The sequence below is a fragment of the Ensifer sp. BR816 genome, assembly GCF_000378985.1.
Taxonomy (GTDB): domain Bacteria; phylum Pseudomonadota; class Alphaproteobacteria; order Rhizobiales; family Rhizobiaceae; genus Sinorhizobium.
Genome location: NZ_KB905370.1, coordinates 1,819,849 through 1,840,829 on the forward strand (window position 1 = coordinate 1,819,849; position 20,981 = coordinate 1,840,829).

A 20,981-nucleotide genomic window follows, 5' to 3' on the forward strand; every position below is an offset into this window, starting at 1 on the left:
CTGTCTGCACTCGATAGATCGGAGCCGGCGGCAGCGCCTTCCGCCGCGCTGGTCCGTTCCAGAGCCGCTCCATATCAGGCGGGGCGCGAAATATCCAGAACTGCGACGGAGATTCGATCGGCGCCGGCAGCAGGTGCGATCCGCATCAAAAGGAGTGGCTGCCGGTGATTTCTCCTGCCCATTTGCAATCGCGCAGAGCCGACTTACATAGGCCTCAAGCAACTAGGTTCTTCTTGAGCCGCAACGCCTCGCCTCCGGGGCTGACAGGTATTTTCATGAGCGAACACAATCCCTACGGAACGATGCACGCCACCACCATCATCACGGTGCGCAAGGGCGGCAAGGTGGTGATGGCAGGCGATGGCCAGGTGAGCCTCGGCCAGACGGTGATGAAGGGCAATGCGCGCAAGGTCCGGCGCCTCTCGAAGGGCGACGTGATCGCCGGCTTTGCCGGCGCGACGGCGGACGCCTTCACGCTTTTGGAGCGGCTCGAGGCGAAGCTCGAGCAATATCCCGACCAGTTGATGCGGGCTGCCGTCGAACTCGCCAAGGATTGGCGCACCAATAAATATCTGCGCAATCTCGAGGCGATGATGCTGGTCGCCGACCGATCCGTGACGCTGGCGATCACCGGCAATGGCGACGTGCTCGAGCCGGAGCACGGAACGATCGCCATCGGTTCCGGCGGGAACTTTGCCTATGCGGCGGCGCGCGCCCTGATGGACAGCGACAAGTCGGCCGAAGAGATCGCCCGGCGCGCCCTGCAGATCGCCGGCGATATCTGTGTCTATACCAACCACAATGTCGTCATGGAGACGCTGGATGCCGACTGACCGGGCAGATGTCAGCTTCGAGCCGGTGGCCGATCGCCATCTGCCGATGCTGCTTGCCTGGCTCTCGGAGCCGCATGTCCGGCAATGGTGGGGTGACCCGGATATCGAACTGGGGCTGATTCGCGACGGATGCCTCACCGGTGAGGTCGACGGTTTCATCTTTCATCTCCGCGGCGAACCGGCCGGCTACATACAGTCCTGGATTCCCTCGCAATATGACGAGGAACCCTGGGCGAAGGATCTGTCGTCCGACACGCCCGGTGTCGATATCTTCATCGGGCCGCCGGAAATGACCGGCAAGGGCGTCGCGGCCCTGGCGCTGAAGGCCTTTGCCGGAAGGCTGTTTGAACGGGGTGCCGCCCGCATCGTGATCGATCCGGATGCCGGCAACCGTCGAGCGGTCAGAGCCTATGCGAAGGCCGGCTTCGTGCCCTTCGCCGAATGGATAGACGAGTCCGGTCGCACCCTCCTCATGGAGCTGACGCGAACCGAGTTTGAGAGGAATTCATGAGCAACTATTTTTCACCCAGAGAGATCGTATCCGAGCTCGACCGCTTCATCATCGGCCAGAAGGACGCGAAACGCGCCGTCGCGATCGCATTGCGCAACCGCTGGCGCCGGCAGCAGCTAAGCGACGAGCTGCGCGACGAAGTCATGCCGAAGAACATCCTGATGATCGGCCCGACCGGCGTCGGCAAGACGGAGATTTCCCGCCGTCTCGCCAAGCTTGCCGGCGCGCCCTTCGTCAAAGTGGAAGCCACCAAATTCACCGAGGTCGGCTATGTCGGCCGCGACGTCGAGCAGATCGTCCGTGACCTCGTCGAGGTCGGCATCACGCTGGTGCGCGAAAAGAAGCGCGCCGACGTCAAGGCAAAGGCCCATCAGAACGCCGAAGAGCGCGTGCTCGACGCGCTGGTCGGCACGACGGCATCGCCGGCGACGCGCGATTCCTTCCGCAAGAAGCTGAGGGCCAACGAGCTGGACGACAAGGAGATCGAGATCGACGTCGCCGAAAGCGGAGCTCCCGGCGGCTTCGAGATCCCGGGCATGCCGGGCGCCAATATCGGCGTCTTGAACCTGTCGGAAATGTTCGGCAAGGCGCTGGGCGGCAGGACGAAGAAGATCAAGACGACGGTCAAGGATTCCTACCAGCTCCTGGTCAACGACGAATCCGACAAGCTGCTCGACAACGAGCAGATCCAGCGCGAGGCGGTGGCGGCGGCGGAAAACGACGGCATCGTCTTCCTCGACGAGATCGACAAGATTGCCGCACGCGACGGCGGCATCGGTGCCGGCGTTTCGCGCGAGGGCGTCCAACGCGACCTGTTGCCGCTTGTCGAGGGCACGACGGTCGCGACGAAATACGGGCCGGTGAAGACGGATCACATTCTCTTCATCGCCTCCGGCGCCTTCCATGTGTCGAAGCCGTCCGATCTCCTGCCCGAGCTGCAGGGCCGCCTGCCGATCCGGGTCGAATTGCGGGCACTCACCAAGGAAGACTTCCGCCGCATCCTGACCGAGACGGAGGCAAGCCTCATCCGCCAGTACAAGGCACTGCTCGAGACGGAAGGTGTGGTGCTCGACTTCACCGAGGATGCGATCGACGCGCTCGCGGAAGTCGCCGTGCAGCTGAATGCCAATGTCGAGAATATCGGCGCCCGCCGGCTGCAGACGGTGATGGAACGCGTCCTCGACGACATTTCCTTCCATGCGCCGGATCGCGGCGGCGACACGGTGATGATCGACGCCGACTATGTCCGCAAGCATGTCGGCGATCTTGCCGCCAACACCGACCTGTCGCGCTACATTCTGTGACACTGGCGCTGCAGTCGCACGCGAAAATGCCGCCGATCACCGAGATGTGGGGCGCCTGTCACTCGACAGGCGTCCCCTTTTTATCTAGAGCGATCTGAAGCGGATGTAGACAGGGCATCATTCCGACATGATTCTGCCCTAGGGGCCGCGCCCGGACGAATCGGGTCCGCAAGTTTCACAGGAAATACAGATCGTGCGTCTTACCGCTTGCCTCTTTGCCGTTCTCACGCTTTGGCTCGCAGCGGCCCAATCCGCTGCGGCCGAGATCCGCCTGGTTCCGGAGGGCAATCGTCATGCCGAGCAGCCGAACGTCCCCGGCGCTTCCGTTCGCCGCACGAAGGCCGGCCGGACATCCTTCGACGCGAAATATGAGAAGGTGCGCGAACTGCTCGCCAACGACCGTGAGCTCGTTGCGAAGATCAAGTCGACCGCCGCCGCCTATGGCATCGCACCGGTCCACATGATCGGCGCCATCGTCGGCGAGCACACCTACAATGTCGACGCCTATGACCGGCTGCAGGCCTATTACGTCAAGGCAGCCGCCTATGCCGGCAACAGCTTCCACTTCGGTTATGAAGGCGAGTCCGTCGCCGAATTCGTCGAGCGACCGCAATTTGCCGACTGCGCCGCCAAGAAGAGCTCCTACGCCCTCTGGAGCTGCCGCGAGCGAGTCTGGGACAGCGAGTTTCGTGGCCGCACGGTCGGCGGCCAGGCCTTCCCGAACAATCGCTTCAGCGCCGTCTTTTTCCAGCCCTTCTTCGCCGGCCAGACCTTCGGTCTCGGCCAGATGAATCCGCTGACGGCCCTGATGCTCTCGGACATGGTGTCGCGCGTTTCTGGCTATCCCCGCCTCGACGAGAACAATGCCGGCGCCGTCTACGAAGCGATCATGGATCCGGACGTCTCGCTTGCCTATATGGCCGCTTCGATCCGCCATTCGATCGACGCCTATCGCTCAATCGCCGGCCTCGACATTTCCCACAATCCCGGCCTGACGGCGACACTCTATAATGTCGGCAACCCGGACCAGCGCGCCTCGGCCCTTGCAGCGAAGAATGCCGGCGGCGAAGCCCACTGGCCGGAGGAAAATTATTACGGCTGGCTGGTCAACGACAAGCTCGCCGAGCTCGAAGCCTTGCTTTAGGCGCCAGCGCTCATTTCCGATCGTGCTTCACGTGAATCATCTTCTTGATTGCGCCGTAAAAAACTGAAACGGTAGGCAATCAGGAAAGGCATCGACATGGACACGCGACCGGAGCCGTTCGAGCCGCCCGCGCCCGTCCCGCGCTCCCATATCCCTTCGCGGCTTGAGATTATCCGCACCGTCCTGCGCAACCCGCTCGAGCTCTGGGGCGAGCCCTCCTATACGCTCCCCTGGATCGAGACGAAGTTCATCAACCAGCGCACCTTGATCGTCAACGATCCCGGTCTGATCCGCTACATTCTCGTCGAGAATGCTTCCAACTACGAAATGTCGAATGTCCGGCGGCTGATCCTCCGCCCGATTCTTCGCGACGGTCTTCTGACGGCGGAAGGCGAGGTGTGGAAACGGTCGCGCAAGGCGATGGCGCCGGTCTTCACGCCCCGCCACGCGAAAGGCTTTGCCGGCCAGATGCTGCGTGTCTCGGAGCATTTCGTCGGGCGCTACGAGCGCACCGCTTCCGAGCCGTTCGTCACCAATGTCGCCGTCGACATGACGGAGCTCACCTTCGAGATCCTCGCCGAGACGCTCTTCTCCGGCGAGATCGCCGTCGAGAAGGAGGGTTTTGCCGCCAATGTCGAGGAACTGCTGCAGCGGATGGGTCGCGTCGACCCGATGGATCTTCTCGTGGCGCCTCCATGGGTGCCGCGCCTCACCCGGATCGGTGGCCGGAAGGTTCTCGATCGCTTTCGCGGCGTCGTCGCCGCGACGATGGCAGAGCGCCGGCGGCGCATGGGGGCCGAGCCCGGCAAGGTTCCGAACGATTTCCTGACGCTGCTCCTGCAGCTCGAAGGGCCCGAGGGGCTTTCGACGTCCGAGATCGAGGACAATATCCTGACCTTCATCGGCGCCGGCCACGAGACGACGGCCCGGGCGCTCGCCTGGTGCCTCTATTGCATCGCCAACATGCCGGCCTATCGCGAGACGATGGAAAAGGAGATCGACACGGTCCTGGCAACCGGCGCCGAGCCGGTCGAATGGCTCGAACGGATGCCGCATGTGCTTGCCGCCTTCGAGGAGGCGCTGCGCCTCTATCCGCCGGCCCCCTCGATCAACCGTGCCGCGATCGAGGCGGACGAGTGGACCTCGCCGGAAGGCGAACGCGTGCCGATCCGCAAGGGCATATCGGTGCTGATCATGCCCTGGACTCTGCATCGCCATGTCCTCTACTGGCACAAGCCGCGCGCCTTCATGCCCGAGCGTTTTCTTCCGGAAAACCGCGATAAGGTCAACCGCTTCCAGTATCTCCCCTTCGGCGCCGGCCCGCGCATCTGCATTGGCGCGACCTTCGCCTTGCAGGAGGCGGTGATCGCCCTTGCCGTCCTGATGCACCGCTTCCGCTTCGACCTGACCGAGGCGACCCATCCCTGGCCGGTGCAGAGGCTGACGACCCAGCCGAAAGGCGGCTTGCCGATGAAGGTGTCGGTGCGGTGAAGTAGTGCCTCCGGGATACCCCCCTCTGCCCTGCCGGGCATCTCCTCCACAAGGGTGGAGATTGGCCAGACGCACAGAAGTTGCCCGACAGGGAGCTCGCGAGTGCCGAACTCGCTAATTTGGTCGACGCTCAGCAGTATGGTGGCACGAGACATCGCCGCTTGCCAATCTCCCTCCTTGTGGGGGAGATGCCCGGCAGGGCAGAGGGGGGTATCCACATCCGCCGGAGCTATCGGACCTGTCCAGGCACGCGAAGGTCGCCGTCACGCGATGGTCTTTCCCGCAAATATGGCCTATCAACGGGCAATCCCTTCGCGTTTCTTCCGATCCTCCATACTGGACAGAGCAGACCTTGACCTCGCATCTTCTTCTCGGCATCGACACCGGCGGCACCTATACGGACGCCGTGCTTTTCAGCGAAGCGGCGGGTGTCGTCGCCAAGGCCAAGGCGCTGACGACGCGGCACGACCTTGCCGAGGGCATATCGGGGGCGGTGGAAGCCGTCCTGGAAAAGGCGCAGGTCCCGGTCTCCGCCATCAGCCTCGTCTCGCTGTCGACGACGCTCGCCACCAATGCGCTCGTCGAGGGGCAGGGCGGCCGCGCCGGGCTGGTGATGATCGGCTTCGGACCCGAAGACCTGAAGCGCGATGGTCTGCAGGAGGCGCTCGGGTCGGATCCGGTAATCTTCCTTCCGGGCGGTCACAACGTCCACGGCGGTGAGACGCCGCTCGACATGCGCGCACTCGACGAGGCGCTGCCGACGCTCGCCACCCAGGTATCGTCCTTCGCGATCGCCGGCTATTTCGCCGTGCGCAACCCTGACCATGAGAAGCGGGTGCGCGAGCGCATCCGTGAAGTCTCGCATCTGCCGGTCACCTGCAGTCATGAACTCTCTTCCAAGCTCGGCGGTCCGCGCCGCGCGCTGACGACGCTTCTCAATGCCCGGCTGGTTTCGATGATCGACCGGCTGGTCGGCTCCTGCGAAGACTTCCTGAAGGCCCGCGGCATCGATGTGCCGATGATGGTGGTGCGCGGCGACGGCGCGCTGATCTCGGCCGCCGAGGCGCGTCTGCGGCCGATCGAGACGATCCTCTCCGGGCCGGCCGCCAGCCTCGTCGGCGCGCGCTATCTGACCGGGCTCGAAAACGCCGTCGTCTCCGACATCGGCGGCACGACGACGGATGTCGCCGTTCTCGATGCCGGCCGCCCGCGGCTCGATGCGGACGGCGCCGTCGTCGGCGGCTTCCGCACCATGGTCGAGGCGGTCGCCATGCGCACCTATGGCCTCGGCGGCGATTCGGAGGTGAAGATCAATGACCGGGGGCTCAAGGCGAAGATCGACCTCGGTCCGCGCCGCTTCCTGCCCTTGAGCCTTGCGGCGGCGCTCTTTGGCGAGGCGGTCATTTCCGTGCTCGACAGGCAGTTGCGGGCGACCCATGCCGGTCGCCACGATGGCCGCCTTGCGGTCCGCACCGGCTTGCCCGACCATCTGGCGAGCGGTCTCCAGCCGCAGGAGCAGGCTCTCTACGACAAGATCGGCACTGTGCCCTTGGCGCTCGCCGACCTGATCGTCAGCACGCCGCAGAAGGCGACGCTCGACCGGCTCGTCGCCCGCGGGCTGGTGCATATCTGCGGCCTGACGCCGTCCGATGCCATGCATGTGCTCGGGAGGCAGTCGCAGTGGAATGCAGAGGCCGCCCGCCTCGGCCTCAAGATCGCCGCCCGGACCAAGGACGGCTCCGGCCAGCCGATCGCCGGCTCCGCCGAGATGTTGGCGCGGATGATCGTCGACCGGCTGACGCGGCAATCCTCGGAGGTAATTCTCCAGGCCTGTTTACATGAGGACGGTGCCGGCGCCATCGATCCGGCGGCCTCGCTTGCCGTCGACCGGGCGTTGAAGCGCGAGCCCGGTATCGTCCGCTTCTCGCTCGGCCTCGACCGGCCGCTCGTCGGCCTTGGCGCCTCGGCCCCCGTCTACTACCCGGCGATCGCCGAAATGCTGGCGACGGAAGCGTCGATCCCGGCGGAGGCCGATGTCGCCAATGCCGTCGGCGCCGTCGTCGGCCAGGTGCGCGCCACCGTCACCGTCTTCGTGACGACACCCGAGGAGGGTATCTTCATCGTCAACGGCGCCGGCGCGAGCGAGCGCTTCATCGAGCAGGAGGAGGCCTTCCAGGTCGCCCGCCGCCGCGCCGAGACGATGGCGCTCGAGACGGCCCGCGCCAACGGCGCGGAGGAACCCGCCGCGACCGCTTGGGAAGAGATCGATGCGCCGGAGATCGAGGGCGGCCGTAAGCTGGTCGAGGCGCGTTTCATCGCGACGGCGAGCGGCAGGCCGCGCATTGCCCATCACTGATTTTTTCCAATTTGGAAATAATTCTTCGCATCCTTGCCGAATTGACAGGAAGCCCGTTGATGAGAGACTGTCCGCGCGCGTGAGCGGAATGGGGAGAGGCTGAATCTGCTTTTCCACATGCATCCCGCTCCTATTTATTGGACTCGGGCATAGAGTGATTCAGGAGCTGCCGCATGGACCGCGTTGAGAAATATGATCTGAAGATCGATGCGGGCCTCCACCGCTTCCTGGTCGACGAGGCGATACCGGGCACCGGCGTCGATGGCGATCGCTTCTTATCCGCCTTCTCGCAGCTTGTTCACGAACTCGCACCGAAGAACCGCGCCCTTCTCGCCAAACGCGACGACCTTCAGGCGAAGATCGATGCCTGGTATCGCCAGCATGGCGCGCCGGTTGACTTGGACGGCTATCAGGCCTTCCTGAAAGAGATCGGCTATCTCCTGCCGGAAGGACCGGATTTCTCCGTGTCGACGGCCAATGTCGATGCCGAGATCGCGACCATTGCCGGCCCGCAGCTCGTCGTGCCGGTGATGAATGCACGCTATGCGCTGAACGCTGCCAATGCGCGCTGGGGCTCTCTCTATGACGCGCTTTACGGCACCGACGCCATTGCCGACGCGGACGGAGCCGAGCGCGGCAGAAGCTACAATCCGGTGCGCGGTGCCAGGGTCATCGCCTGGGCACGGGATTTTCTCGATGCGAGCGCGCCGCTCGCGACAGGCCGCTGGAGCGAGGTCGGCGCGCTCGCGATCGACGGTGCCTCTCTCTCGCTGACCTTGACGAACGGCACCAGGACGGCGCTTCGCAATCCGGCTCAGTTTGCCGGCTACGCCGGCGGCGCCGCGGCGCCTTCCGAGGTCGTCCTCACCCGGAACAACCTTCACGTCGTGATCGTCGTCGATGCAACGGCGCCGATCGGCCAGGCCGACGCGGCCGGCATTTCCGACGTCATCCTCGAATCGGCGATCACCGCGATCATGGATTGCGAGGACTCCATTGCCGCGGTCGATGCCGAGGACAAGGTCCTCGTCTATCGCAACTGGCTCGGGCTGATGAAGGGCGACCTTGAGGAAGAGGTGACGAAGGGCGGCAGGACGTTCACGCGACAGCTGAACGCCGACCGCGTCTTCACCAGGCCGGGCGGCGCGACGCTGACCTTGCCGGGCCGCTCGCTGATGCTGGTGCGCAATGTCGGGCATCTGATGACCAATCCGGCGATCCTCGACCGCGACGGCCGCGAGGTGCCCGAAGGCCTGATGGACGCGATGGTGACGGCGTTGATTTCGCTCCACGACATCGGACCGAGCGGCCGGCGGGCAAACTCGCGCTCGGGCTCGATGTATGTGGTCAAGCCGAAGATGCATGGTCCCGAGGAAGTCGCCTTCGCCTGCGAAATCTTCGCGCGGGTCGAGGCGGCGCTTGGACTTGCGGCCAACACCATCAAGATGGGCATCATGGATGAGGAACGGCGCACCACCGTCAACCTCAAGGAATGCATCCGCGCCGCCCGCGATCGCGTCGTCTTCATCAACACCGGTTTCCTCGACCGCACCGGCGACGAAATCCACACCTCGATGGAAGCCGGCCCGATGATCCGCAAGGGCGACATGAAGCAGGCGGCCTGGATCGCGGCTTATGAGAACTGGAACGTCGATATCGGCCTCGAATGCGGGCTTTCCGGCCACGCCCAGATCGGCAAGGGCATGTGGGCGATGCCGGATCTGATGGCCGCGATGCTCGAGCAGAAGATCGCCCATCCGAAGGCGGGCGCCAACACCGCCTGGGTTCCCTCGCCGACGGCGGCGACGCTGCACGCGACGCATTACCACCGCGTCAATGTCGCCGAAGTCCAGGCGGGGCTCAAGAGCCGGCCGCGCGCCAGGTTCGCCGACATTCTTTCGGTGCCGGTCGCGGCGCGGCCGAACTGGACGGAGGAAGAGATCCAGCGCGAACTCGACAACAACGCCCAGGGCATCCTCGGCTATGTCGTGCGCTGGGTCGACCAGGGCGTCGGCTGCTCGAAGGTTCCCGACATCAACAATGTCGGCCTGATGGAAGACCGCGCGACACTGCGCATCTCCGCCCAGCACATGGCCAACTGGCTGCACCATGGCATCGTCAGCGAGGCGCAGATCGTCGAGACGTTGAAGCGGATGGCCGCGATCGTCGACCGGCAGAATGCCGATGATCCGAACTACGCGCCGATGGCCGGCCGCTTCGACGAATCGATCGCCTTCCAGGCGGCACTGGATCTGGTGCTGAAGGGACGCGAACAGCCGAACGGCTATACCGAACCGGTGCTGCACCGCCGGCGGTTGGAGCTGAAGGCGAAGCAGGCGGCACAGTAGAAAAACGAAGGGCCGCCGGCATAGACCGGCGGCCCTTCGCATCTCGAATTTCAGGAGCCGCTACTGCTGCACGACGACCCGTGCACTCCGTCCCGGACGAACCCGCGAATAGAGGTCGATGATGTCCTGGTTCATCAGGCGGATGCAGCCGGACGAGGCGGCGGTGCCGATCGAGGCCCATTCCGGCGTGCCGTGCAGGCGGAAGAGCGTGTCCCGGCCTTGCTCGTTGAAGAGATAGAGCGCACGTGCACCGAGCGGATTGGTAATGCTGGGGCCCATGCCTTCTTCGACATATTTGGCGACTTCCGGCTTGCGCTCGGCCATTTCCTTCGGCGGATGCCAGGTCGGCCATTCCTGCTTCCAGGCGACATAGGCCTCGCCTTCCCAGGCAAAACCGGACTTGCCGACGCCGATGCCGTAGCGAACGGCCTTGCCGCCAGGCAGGACGTAGTAGAGGAAACGATTCGGCGTGTTGACGACGATGGTGCCCGGCCGCTCCTTGGTGTCGTAGTCGACGATCTGGCGATGGAAGCGCTGGTCGACGCGTTTGATCGGGATAGCGGGCAGGGCGTAACCGTGGTCCTCAACGGCGCCGTAATTGCCGGTAAAGATCTGATTCGTTGCTACTTTCTGGCCCTCGGGAGCAGAGCCTGCGGTGGAGGTCGTTTGCGAGCAGCCGGCGACGAAGACAGTCGCTGCGAGACTGCACAAAAGGAGAGCGTTGCGGAAGCGCATGGGGGTCTCGTAAAAGGGAATCAGGAAATATTGGGGGAGGGTGCCCGGCCGCCAGCTTATTTGCGATTGCAGTGCCCTGCGCAATAGATTGCGCGGCCGCAATTCGGCCGAAATGTGCAAATTCCGTGACGATGGCTTTTTTGCAACAAGGTCGGCCTAGATCATTTCATCGTTTCATTGAAACGGTGAAATGATCCAACTCTTTGAAATTACGCGATTCCGGACGGAAAACCGTTACACACTTTTCCTGGATTTGCTTTAGAAAGGCCGGAACCGGACGATGACGATTCTTTCGATCCATGGCGACAATCCGCTCGCCGACGGGCGCCAGTCCGAGCGGGCGCTGAAGGTGCGCCGCGGCGTGCAGCGGCTGTTCATGGAATTGCGCCACGCGGTGCTGCCGGAACTGACGCTTGCCAGCGGCCGGCGTGCCGACCTGATCTCGATTTCGCCGAAAGGCGAGATCTGGATCGTCGAGATCAAGACGTCGATCGAGGACTTTCGCGTCGATCGCAAGTGGCCGGACTATCGGCTCCATTGCGACCGGCTGTTCTTCGCCACCCATGCCGAGGTGCCGCTCGACGTCTTCCCGCAGGAATGCGGGCTACTGCTCTCCGACGGCTACGAAGCGCATATGCTGCGGGAGGCGCCGGAGCATCGCCTGGCGCCGGCAACGCGCAAATCGGTGACGCAGGCCTTCGCCCGCACCGCGGCGCAGCGCCTGATGCTCGCCGAATGGGCGGCCGAGCGCAATGGAGAACTCGGCCAATCGATCAGCGATATCGTCGGCGGCGCGCGCGATGCGGCTACCGACGCAGATTGATTATTTCGGCGCCCGCTTTGCCAGGATCCGCTGCAGCGTGCGGCGGTGCATGTTGAGCCGCCGCGCCGTCTCCGAGACGTTGCGCTCGCACATCTCATAGACACGCTGGATATGTTCCCAGCGCACCCGATCGGCCGACATCGGGTTTTCCGGCAGTTCGACGCGTTCGCCCTGGCGCCGTACGAGGGCGGCAAAGATCTCGTCTGCATCCGCCGGCTTGGCGAGATAGTCGAGCGCCCCGAGCTTCACCGCATTGACCGCGGTGGCGATGTTGCCATAGCCGGTCAGTACGATCATCCTTGTGTCGTCGCGGCGGCCACGGATCGCCTCGATCACGTCGAGCCCGCTGCCGTCGCCGAGTCTGAGATCGATAACCGCGTGTTTCGGCGGGTGCGTCTTCGCCTTGGCGATGCCCTCGGCGACGGATTCGGCGATCTCGACGGTGAAGCCGCGTGCCTCCATGGCGCGCGCCAGGCGGCGCAGGAACGGGCCGTCGTCGTCGACTATCAACAGCGTCTTATCCGCTCCGATCAGTTCGGCATCTTGAGGGGTGGCATGCGCGGCCGGCGATTTTTCGGTCATTCTCGTAAATCCGGAGCCAAAACTTGGGTGTTTGCGCTGAAACTATGTGGGTTTTTCTACTGCATGTCTCCTTAAATCGAGCTCGATTTAAGGACAAAGACATGCAGCGATTCAAAGTGCTACAGCAACCTTTGCGCGTCTGATAAGACGCGCGGCGCTGTAGTAGTCTTCAATAAACTGTCAAAAATCATTTCGCCAGCTTCGTATCCATCAGCGCACGCGGCCATTCGACGCTGACCCGGGCACCGGGGCTGTTTTCAAAACGAAGCCTTGCACCGGATCGCTCAAGAAGCGTCTTGGCGATGAAGAGGCCGAGGCCCAGCCCGCCGGCGCTGTCTTCCTTCTGCCTGCGGGTGACGTAGGGTTCGCCGATCCTCGCGAGGATATCCGGCGAAAAGCCGTCGCCATCGTCCTCGATCGTCACCTTGACGCGCTCCGCCGTGTGCTCGACCGTGACCGTCACCGCCTCGCGCGCATAATCGACGGCATTTTCGAGAAGATTGCCGAGGCCGTAGAGGATACCGGCATTGCGGTTGCCGACCGGCTCGGTGGCGCGGTCGCCCTTCTCGATGAGCTTGATCTGGATGCCGAATTCGCGATGCGGTGCCATCACCTCCTCGATCAGCGAGGAAAGCGGCAAGAGCCGCATGTGCTCCTCGCTTTCGGAGGAAAGTGTCGTCAGGCGTTTCAGAATGTCGCGGCAGCGCTCGCTCTGGCTGCGAAGCAGATGCACATCCTCGCCGAAGCGCGGGTCGTCGCCCAGCTCCCGCTCCATCTCCTTGGCGACGACGGTGATGGTCGCAAGCGGCGTGCCGAGTTCGTGGGCGGCGGCAGCCGCCAGCCCATCGAGCTGCGACAGGTGCTTTTCCCGCTGGAGCACCAGTTCGGTCGCCGTCAGCGCCTCGGAAAGCTCGCTTGCCTCGAGTGATACGCGATAGGTGTAGAAGGCTGCAAAGGCCGTCATCGAGACGATCGCGAACCAGATGCCCGCCGTCAGCACGCGCGGCATCAACAGCACCGTTCCGGGATACCAGGGCAGCGGAAAGGGAGAAAAGGCGAGCGCCGTGACGCCGATGACCGCGAAGACGGCAAGAACAACGCTGTGCGGCTTTGGCTGCGAGGCCGACGAGATGATCACCGGCACGCAAAGCAGCGGCGCGAACGGATTGGCGAGCCCGCCGGTGATGAAGAGCAGCGCCGTCAGCTGGGCGAGATCGAGACCGAGCAGCACAAAGGCGGCCGCCGCCGTCAGGCGATGCGTCGGCGGGAAGCGGATGGTGAGAAAGACATTGAGGAGAGCCAGGCTGGCGATCAGCACCGAGCAGGGAACAAGCGGCAGGGGGAACTGCAGCCATAGTGCCGTGACGATCACGGCCACGGACTGGCCGCCGACCGCCAGCCAGCGCAGCCGCACGAGCGTCTGCAGTCTCAGGCTGCGATTGCTGTTGAGCTCGTTGTGGTCGAGTGTCATTGTCGCCATTCTGCCTGCCCGTTCCCTCATGCGCCCGTTGTGCTCGCCCTCAGAGTCTACAGCGCCGTGCGTCCAATTGGACGCGCAAAGGTCGCTGTAGCACTTAGTATTGCTGCATGATTTTTTTCCTTAAATCGAATCCGATTTAAGGAATCATGCAGTAGCGCGATCCGCGAATGACAAACCAGCCCTATGTGCCGCGCGGCTTGGCTCTTGTCGTCGGAACGGCGTTGGCCGGGTCATCCGGCCAGGGATGCTTGGGATAGCGGCCGCGCATGTCTGCCCGCACATCCTTCCAGGAGCCCGCCCAAAAGCCCGGCAGGTCGCGCGTCGTCTGGATCGGCCGCTGGCCGGGCGAGATGAGTTCGAGCAGCAGCGGCAGCCTACCGTCGCCGATTGTCGGATGCGCCTTGAGGCCGAAGAGTTCCTGGACGCGAATGGAAAGCAACGGTTCGTCGCCGTCGTAATGGATCGGGTGGCGTTGCCCGGTCGGCGCTTCGAAATGCGTCGGAGCGAGCTTCGCAAGCTCGCGCTGCAGGTCGTAGGGAATGAGCGACATCAGGCCTTCGGCGAGATCGCGGCCCTTGATTGCGTCAATGCCGCCGGTATCACCTTGAAAGGGAACGAACCAATCATCGAGGCGGGCGATAAGCGCCGCATCCGACATGTCCGGCCACGGCTCACCGATCGAACGATGAAGAAAGCCGATGCGGTCACGCAATTGATCCACGTCCTTGGGAAACGGCACCGCGGCCAAACCCAGCTGGCGAATTCCATCGGCGAGCGCCCGGGCCGCCGCCTCACCGCGCGGTCGAGGCAGCGGCGTCTCGTCGAAGATGATCGCCCCGAGCCGCGACACCCGGCGGGCCCTGACCTGGCGGCTTGCCCGGTCGAAGAAGCTCTGTTCCTCGGTAACGATCGCCTGCGGCATATGCACTTCGACATCGGCCCGTGTGATTTCCGCTGCCGCCAGCACGCGCTGCGCTCCCGCTCGTCCCGTCACGTCGGCGATCACCAGCATTGTCGACGCCGCCAGCCGCTCGGTCTCCGGCACTTCCGCGCCGCGCCCGTTGGCCATGACGAAGCGGCCGCGGCCGCCGCGCTGTAGCGCGATGCGGTCGGGAAAGGCGTGCATCAGCAGGGGACCCGGCAGGGCGGGCGCGCCATTGACCTTTGACGCACCAAGCTCCGCCGCCATCCGCCTGGCAAGCCCGCGCGCCGCCTCCGCCCGGTCGCTCCGCTCGCTCCGGAAGCGGCGCAGCCGATCCTCGATGTCGAGGCTGTTGCCGCCGAGGCCCTGTTCGGTGAGCATGACCGCGACGAGGCAGGCGTCATGCGCCTGCCCTTCTTCGGCCGCTGAAACCGCCATTGCCGCCAACCGAACCGGCAGCGCCAGGTCGCGGATGATGCGCCCCCTTGGCGTCAGGGCGCCTTGCGCGTCGAGTGCGCCAAGCTCGACGAGCAGGCTGCGCGCTTCGCGCAACGTCGTGTCCGGCGGTAGGTCGATGAAGTTGAGCGACGACGGGTCGGCGACGCCCCAATGGGCAAGGTCGAGCAGCAGGCCGGAAAGGTCGCTGGCGAGAATCTGCGGTGGCGTGAAAGCGGCAAGTGCTGCCGTCTGGCCGGCATGCCACAGCCGGATGGCGACACCCGGCTCGGTTCGCCCGGCGCGCCCGGCACGCTGGTCGGCCGAGGCCCGCGACACGCGCACGGTCTCCAGCCGGGTGATCCCGGTCGAGGCCTCGAAAACAGGCAGCCGCTGCAGGCCGCAGTCGACGACGATGCGGACCCCGTCGATGGTGATCGAGGTCTCGGCGATCGAGGTCGCCAGCACGACCTTGCGCGTGCCCTTCGGCGCCGGCCGGATCGCCGCGTCCTGCTCTTTCTGGCTGAGATTGCCGTAGAGCGGCACGATCATCGTGCTCTGATCGAAACGTCCGGCGAGGCGTTCGGCCGTTCGGGTGATTTCGGCCTGGCCTGGCAAGAAGGCGAGGATCGAGCCTTCTTCGGACCGGTGTGCCTCGACGATTGTCCGGACGACCGCGTCCTCGACGCGTTCACCGGCATCTCGGCTCTCGTACCGGACGTCGACCGGATAGCTCCGTCCTTCGCTCCGAAGGACCGGCGCACCGCCAAGAAGACCGGCGACGCGCTCGACGTCGAGCGTTGCCGACATGACGATGATTTTCAGGTCGTCGCGCAGCGCCGATTGCACGTCGAGCGCCAGCGCCAGGCCGAAATCGGCGTCGAGCGAGCGCTCATGGAACTCGTCGAAAAGCACCGCGGAAACGCCGGAGAGTTCGGGATCGTCGAGGATCATCCGGGTAAATACGCCTTCGGTCACCACCTCGATCCGCGTCTTCGCCGATATGCGGTTGTCGAGCCGCATGCGGTAGCCGACCGTCTCGCCGACCTTCTCACCAAGCAATGCTGCCATCCTTCCGGCCGCGGCACGGGCCGCGAGCCTGCGCGGTTCCAGCAGGATGATCTTGCCGCCGTTCAACCAGGGCTGATCAAGGAGGAAGAGTGGCACCAGCGTCGTCTTGCCGGCGCCGGGCGGCGCCGAGAGCACAGCCGATGGCGATCGCTCGAGCGCTTCGGCAAGTTCGGGCAGGATCTCGCGGACGGGCAGGGATGGAAGGTCACGCATCAGGCCTTCTCCTCCCCGCCGACCTCGATCACCCGGCCGCCGGCAGCCTCCGCATCGGCGCTGTCGTGGGTGACGAGAATGGCGGGCAGACCCGCCGCCCTCGCCCGGGAAAAGACCAGCTCACGTGTCTGCTGCCTGAGAGCTGCATCGAGCTTTGAAAAGGGTTCGTCGAGCAGAAGGAAATGCGGGGCCGAGACAAGCACCCGCTGCAGCGCCACCCGGGCCTTCTGGCCGCCGGAGAGCGTTTCCGGATCGCGGTCGAAGAAACCGGCGAGCCCGACCTCGCCGAGCGCCTGTTCGGCAAGCGCACGTCGCGTCATCCGTCCCTTGATGGAAGGGGGCATGGCGAAGACGATGTTGCCGCCGACGGAAAGATGCGGAAACAGAAGCGGGTCCTGAAACAGGATGCCCGCGTGGCGCCGATTGGCGGGAACATCCGTCACGTCTTCCTTGCCGATCAGCAGGCGGCCGCCGGCGTCGAATGCCGGATCGAGGAAGCCACCCGCGAAGGCGAGCAAGGCGGACTTTCCCGAGCCGGACGGACCCATGATCGTCAGCACCTCGCCCGGCATGACCGTCGCCGAAACGGCTAGCAGGGTCCTCTCCGCCAGCCGGATCGTCACGTCCGCCAGCGTCAGGGGTCTTGTCTCGGCGATTTCCAGCATTCACGTCCTCATTGCCCGACGGTTGCGGAATAGCAACTGGGGGGCAAGCGACGCAATGAGAAATGCGAGGAAGGGCAGTGACGCCTGAACGAGTGCATAGACGCCGATCACCCGCCGGTCGCCGCCCGACGAAAGCGCCACCGCCTCGGTGGCGATCGTCGTCAGCCGCCCAGCGCCGATCAGCAGCGTCGGAAGATAGAGGCTGATGGAGACCGAGAAGCCGACGGCAAAGGCGGTAAGGCATGCGCGAGAAAGCAGCGGCAGACGGACGCTCAACAGGATCTGCCGTTGAGACTTGCCGAGGCCGGCGGCGACCCTTTCGAAGCGCGGATCGAGCTCGCGCCAGGGTGCGGCGAGCGACAAGAGCACGTAAGGCAGGACGAACAGGAAATGCACCGCCAGCACGCTCCAAAAGGCGGGCTTGAGACCGGCCGAGACGATCAGGATCTGCAGGCCGAAAACAAAACTGATCTCCGGCAGCAACAGCGGCAGATAGAGCAATCGGTGGTGCGGCCTGTCGCCGCCGCGGTCTGCTGCGCCGTTTCGGTGGAGGAGCAGAATGGCACAAAGCAGGGCGAGCGCCGCCGACAACAGGGCGAGCGCCATTGTGACCAGGAGCGCCGGCCAGAGCGGCGAGAGCGTGCGCAGCCAGGTTTGCAGCGTGAGCTCTGCCGGCAAAGCACGCGGAAACGGCCAGAGCCCGGCAACTGACCACGCGCCGAGGACCGCGATGCCCAGAAAGATCAGAGCGGCGCAGGCCGTGATTGCGAAAGCCGAGATGAACCGGGGCACGGCGTCGTTCCTCAGGCGCCGCCCAGAATAGGTCAGCCAAGCAAGTGCAAGTCGCGCAAGCCGTTCGATGAGGAGCCAGATCAGCACCGCCGCAAGGACGACGCCAAGCTGCAGCAGGGCGGCCGCGGAGGCGAGAAACCGCGCGCGCAGTTCGTGATCCGCCGTCCATTGGGCAATTCGCATCGGCAGAGTCGCCGGCAGTTGTGGCCCGAGGATGATGGCGACGTCGACGACGGAGACGGAATAGACGAGGACGGCGAAAACGGCCAGTCGAATCTGGCGGTAAAGCGCCGGCCACAGGCTGACCAGAAAGCCGCTCAGCCGCCCATAGCCAAGCGCCGCCGTCAATTGTCTCGATTGGCGAAGCGGCAGCTGCGGCAATGCCGCCAGCGCGATCAGGAAGAGGAAGGGCACTTCCTTGGTGATGAGCCCCGCGACCATCGAGAGAGCGAGCGGATCGTTCGGGAGGAGCCATTGCGGCGGCCGCAGGAAGCCTGTCAATTCCGGCGAAACCAGGCGAAGGAGAAAGCCGGAGGGGGCGACGAGGAAGGCCAGCGCGAAAGCGGCGGCCGCATGCGGAACCGCAAGCAGCGGAGAAACGAGATGCTGGACGCGGGAAAAGATCGGCGTCCCGGCGAAGCCCGCAAGGAAGGTGCCGACGATCGCCACCGCCCCACACGTGGTGGCAAGGCCCACCGCCAGACCGGTGAGGCTGGAGCGCAGGATATGCGGCTGGCCGGCAAGCTCGGCAAAATGGCGAAGCGTGAAGCGTACGCCGCCGAGCGCTGGCATATAGCCGAAGGCAGGCAGGATGATCCCCGCGATGCCGGCAAGGATCGGCAGGCCCAGTATGAGGGCAAGAAGCGTGTTCGCGTTCAAGCGGCGCGCGGCGATCTCGTGCTCCTTGCTAATTGGCCGCCCCATATCGCCGAATCCATTCCGCCTCGATCCGCGTCATCCAGTCCGGATGCGGTTCGTCGAGCGCCGGTCCGAGTTCGTCGGGCTTCAGCGTGGCGATGCCGAGATCTAGATTCTCGAAGGCGGATCGATCCTCGGCCGAAAGCTTTGCCAGCGCAAGAACGGTCGGGTCGCCCCAGATCCTCGGATCCTGCTTGCGCAGTTGCGCTTCGGGCGAAAGCAGGAAATCGGCAAGCACCAGCGCGCCGGCCTTCGCCGTGGCGTTGTAGGGGATGGCAAGGAAATGCGTGTTGCCGAGCGTGCCGCCGGAAAAGACGAAGGAGCGTACGGTTTGCGGGAGCTCGCCATTGGCGATCGCCGACGAGGCTTCCGCCGGGTTGAAGGCGAAGATGATGTCGAGCTCGCCGTCGGCAAGCTTCTGCTTCATGTCGGGATAGTTCTGCGGATAGGCCTTGCCCTGCCGCCACAAAAGCGGCGTCAGCTTGTCCAGATAGGCGAAGAGCGGCGCGGCATCGGTCGCGAAAGTCGCTTCATCGACGGGCTTCTGCAGTTTGGCCTTGTCACCGATGAGCGCGATCAACACCTGCTTCAGAAAGGATGTTCCGGTGAAGTCGGGCGGCTGCGGATAGGAGAAGCGGCCGGGATTCGCCTCGGCCCAATTCAGGAGTTCAGCCGCCGAATCGGGCAATTCGGCTTTCGCTGTTCGCGCCGAATCATGGAAGAACACGAGCTTGGCCCCACCCCAGGGGCTCTCCAGTCCCTCGGTCGGTATGGTGAAATCCTTGAGCACCGTCGGCTTGGTCTCGTGGTCGACATAGCGCCAGTTCGGCAGCTTCGTCGCCCAGTCGGGCCCGAAGAGAAGACCCTCGCGCTTCATCGCAGCGAAATTCTCACCATTGATCCAGACGAGGTCGACCGCGCCGCCGTCGCTCTTCCCGGCCGCTTTTTCCGCAACAACCGTCGCGACGGCTTTCGCCGTATCGTCGAGCTTCACATGCACGACGTCGACGCCGTAGCGCGATTTCACTTCGCCGCCCGCCCAGCGAATGTAGGCATTGATGTTCTCGGAGCCGCCCCAGGCGTTGAAATAGACCGTTTGGCCCTTCGCCTCGGCAACGACGGCGCCCCAATTGCCGGCGTCCGCCGCGGATGCTTCGCCGGCAAGGCCGAGCGCCAGCATCGCAGCCATGATGATTTTTCTGGTCCGCCCGATCATGTGCCCAACGCTCCTCCCGCCTTGCTGTCGGCCGAGGGTACGGCAAGGCGGTGTCTCGTCAATGCAAGCCGTACCGCGCCGACGTCACGTTTCGGTGAAGCGCCCGCCGGAGGTTTCGGTAGCGGGTAGGCTATGCCTTGGTGCGATGCGCCTCGAAAGCGAGCACCGCGCCGGCGAGATCTTCGAGGGCGGCGCCGACCGACTTGAACAGCGTGATCTCGTCGGGCGCGCTGCGGCCGGCATGTGCGCCGCGAGCGAGCTCGAAAAGATCGGCACGGATCGCCGCTTCGGTGATCACGCCGGCCTTGAGCGGCTGGACGATGTCGCCGCCTTCGCTGAGCGCGCCGTCGCGCGTATCGACGAAGATGCTGGCGCGGGCGGCGGCGCGGTCGTCCGATTCGCGCATCGTCGGCTTGAAGGCGCCGATCAGATCGAGATGCGCGCCGGGCTTCAGCCAGTCACCGCGGATGAGCGGCTCGGAAGAGAGCGTTGCGCAGGAGATGATGTCCGCTTCGCGGGCGGCAGCCTCGAGATCCGTCGCGACCGTTACCGCAATGCCCTGAAGATCGAATTCCTTGGCGGTCGCCTCGGCCTTCTTCGGATCGCGCCCCCAGATCGTCACCTCGCGGATGGGCCGGACGGAGGCATGCGCCTCGATGACATTGGCCGAAAGCCGCCCGGTTCCGACCATCAGCAACCGGCTCGCATCCTCGCGCGCCAGGTAGCGTGCGGCGAGCGCAGAAGCCGCTGCGGTCCGCCGGGCCGTCAGCTCGCCACCGTCGACGATCGCCAGCAACTCGCCGGTCTTGCCGGAGGAAAGCAGATAGCTGCCATGGATCGCCGGCAGCCCGCGCGCCTGGTTGCCGGGAAAGACCGAAACCATCTTGACGCCGATATAGGCGCCCGGCTGCCAGGCGGGCATGATGAGCAGGGTCGCATCCGCCTCGCCGGGCACTTCGACATCGTGATGATGGCGCACCGGCATGACGCATCCTTTCGCGAACATCTCCCCGAGCGCCCCGACGAGACCGTCCCAGGGCAGAGCCGCGCGTGTCTGAACCGCATCCAGTACCAGCATTGTCGATGTCTCCTCCGTCAGATGCGAACGACACTAATGCATGTCGCCCAAAAGTGTGCAGCGG

16 protein-coding genes are annotated in these 20,981 nt (G+C 64.6%); 8 read left to right on the forward strand and 8 right to left on the reverse strand.

The features are described from left to right. Window positions 1–275 precede the first annotated feature (275 nt). The 7 genes from hslV to RHIBR816_RS0108710 all read left to right on the forward strand — a co-directional run bounded on the left by hslV (window position 276) and on the right by RHIBR816_RS0108710 (window position 9,987). Window positions 276–833, forward strand: coding sequence for an ATP-dependent protease subunit HslV (gene hslV, locus RHIBR816_RS0108680; RefSeq protein WP_018236143.1), 558 nt, complete (start codon window positions 276–278; stop codon window positions 831–833). After that, on the forward strand, window positions 823–1,344 hold the full coding sequence (locus RHIBR816_RS0108685; protein ID WP_018236144.1) for a GNAT family N-acetyltransferase: 522 nt from the start codon (window positions 823–825) through the stop codon (window positions 1,342–1,344). Before hslV ends, RHIBR816_RS0108685 begins: the two co-directional genes overlap by 11 nt. Then, window positions 1,341–2,648 (forward strand): ATP-dependent protease ATPase subunit HslU, encoded by a 1,308-nt coding sequence (gene hslU, locus RHIBR816_RS0108690; RefSeq protein WP_018236145.1) that lies wholly within the window; start codon window positions 1,341–1,343, stop codon window positions 2,646–2,648. Before RHIBR816_RS0108685 ends, hslU begins: the two co-directional genes overlap by 4 nt. A 193-nt stretch (window positions 2,649–2,841) precedes the next feature. After that, a complete protein-coding gene (locus tag RHIBR816_RS0108695) occupies window positions 2,842–3,792 on the forward strand; it encodes a DUF1402 family protein (protein WP_018236146.1) in 951 nt (316 codons plus the stop codon). Between the two features lie 96 nt (window positions 3,793–3,888). Beyond that, on the forward strand, window positions 3,889–5,283 hold the full coding sequence (locus tag RHIBR816_RS0108700) for a cytochrome P450 (RefSeq protein ID WP_018236147.1): 1,395 nt from the start codon (window positions 3,889–3,891) through the stop codon (window positions 5,281–5,283). A 352-nt stretch (window positions 5,284–5,635) separates the two neighbouring features. After that, a complete protein-coding gene (locus RHIBR816_RS0108705) occupies window positions 5,636–7,639 on the forward strand; it encodes a hydantoinase/oxoprolinase N-terminal domain-containing protein (protein WP_018236148.1) in 2,004 nt (667 codons plus the stop codon). Between the two features lie 173 nt (window positions 7,640–7,812). Continuing rightward, window positions 7,813–9,987 carry a malate synthase G gene (locus RHIBR816_RS0108710; RefSeq protein ID WP_018236149.1) on the forward strand — a complete coding sequence of 725 codons (2,175 nt, stop codon included), beginning with the start codon at window positions 7,813–7,815 and terminating at the stop codon, window positions 9,985–9,987. A gap of 60 nt (window positions 9,988–10,047) precedes the next feature. On the opposite strand, the gene RHIBR816_RS0108715 is transcribed toward RHIBR816_RS0108710, so the two are convergent. Beyond that, entirely contained in the window at window positions 10,048–10,722 is a 675-nt protein-coding gene (locus tag RHIBR816_RS0108715; protein WP_018236150.1) for a L,D-transpeptidase, read from the reverse strand. Between the two features lie 280 nt (window positions 10,723–11,002). Here RHIBR816_RS0108715 and RHIBR816_RS33805 point away from each other — a divergent pair, with 280 nt between their 5' ends. Continuing rightward, window positions 11,003–11,545, forward strand: coding sequence for an MmcB family DNA repair protein (locus RHIBR816_RS33805; RefSeq protein ID WP_018236151.1), 543 nt, complete (start codon window positions 11,003–11,005; stop codon window positions 11,543–11,545). Here RHIBR816_RS33805 and RHIBR816_RS0108725 read toward each other — a convergent pair whose 3' ends face one another. From RHIBR816_RS0108725 to RHIBR816_RS0108755, 7 genes are all read right to left on the reverse strand, one after another. Beyond that, window positions 11,546–12,127 (reverse strand): ActR/PrrA/RegA family redox response regulator transcription factor, encoded by a 582-nt coding sequence (locus tag RHIBR816_RS0108725; protein ID WP_018236152.1) that lies wholly within the window; start codon window positions 12,125–12,127, stop codon window positions 11,546–11,548. Window positions 12,128–12,314: 187 nt separating this feature from the next. Next, window positions 12,315–13,607, reverse strand: coding sequence for an ActS/PrrB/RegB family redox-sensitive histidine kinase (locus RHIBR816_RS0108730; protein WP_018236153.1), 1,293 nt, complete (start codon window positions 13,605–13,607; stop codon window positions 12,315–12,317). A gap of 181 nt (window positions 13,608–13,788) precedes the next feature. Further along, window positions 13,789–16,248, reverse strand: a complete 2,460-nt coding sequence (gene hrpB / locus RHIBR816_RS0108735; protein ID WP_018236154.1) for an ATP-dependent helicase HrpB — start codon at window positions 16,246–16,248, stop codon at window positions 13,789–13,791. Further along, window positions 16,248–16,913: an ATP-binding cassette domain-containing protein gene (locus RHIBR816_RS0108740; RefSeq protein WP_018236155.1), complete on the reverse strand. Its 666-nt coding sequence runs from the start codon at window positions 16,911–16,913 to the stop codon at window positions 16,248–16,250. The genes hrpB and RHIBR816_RS0108740 overlap by 1 nt, the downstream gene beginning before the upstream one ends. After that, the gene (locus RHIBR816_RS0108745) at window positions 16,914–18,629 is read right to left on the reverse strand and encodes an ABC transporter permease (protein ID WP_018236156.1); all 1,716 of its coding nucleotides are present in this window, start codon (window positions 18,627–18,629) and stop codon (window positions 16,914–16,916) included. Further along, window positions 18,613–19,839, reverse strand: a complete 1,227-nt coding sequence (locus RHIBR816_RS0108750) for an ABC transporter substrate-binding protein (RefSeq protein WP_018236157.1) — start codon at window positions 19,837–19,839, stop codon at window positions 18,613–18,615. Before RHIBR816_RS0108750 ends, RHIBR816_RS0108745 begins: the two co-directional genes overlap by 17 nt. Before the next feature lie 130 nt (window positions 19,840–19,969). Further along, complete coding sequence (locus RHIBR816_RS0108755; RefSeq protein ID WP_018236158.1) at window positions 19,970–20,917, reverse strand: ornithine cyclodeaminase family protein; 948 nt, start codon at window positions 20,915–20,917, stop codon at window positions 19,970–19,972. Window positions 20,918–20,981: the final 64 nt, after the last annotated feature.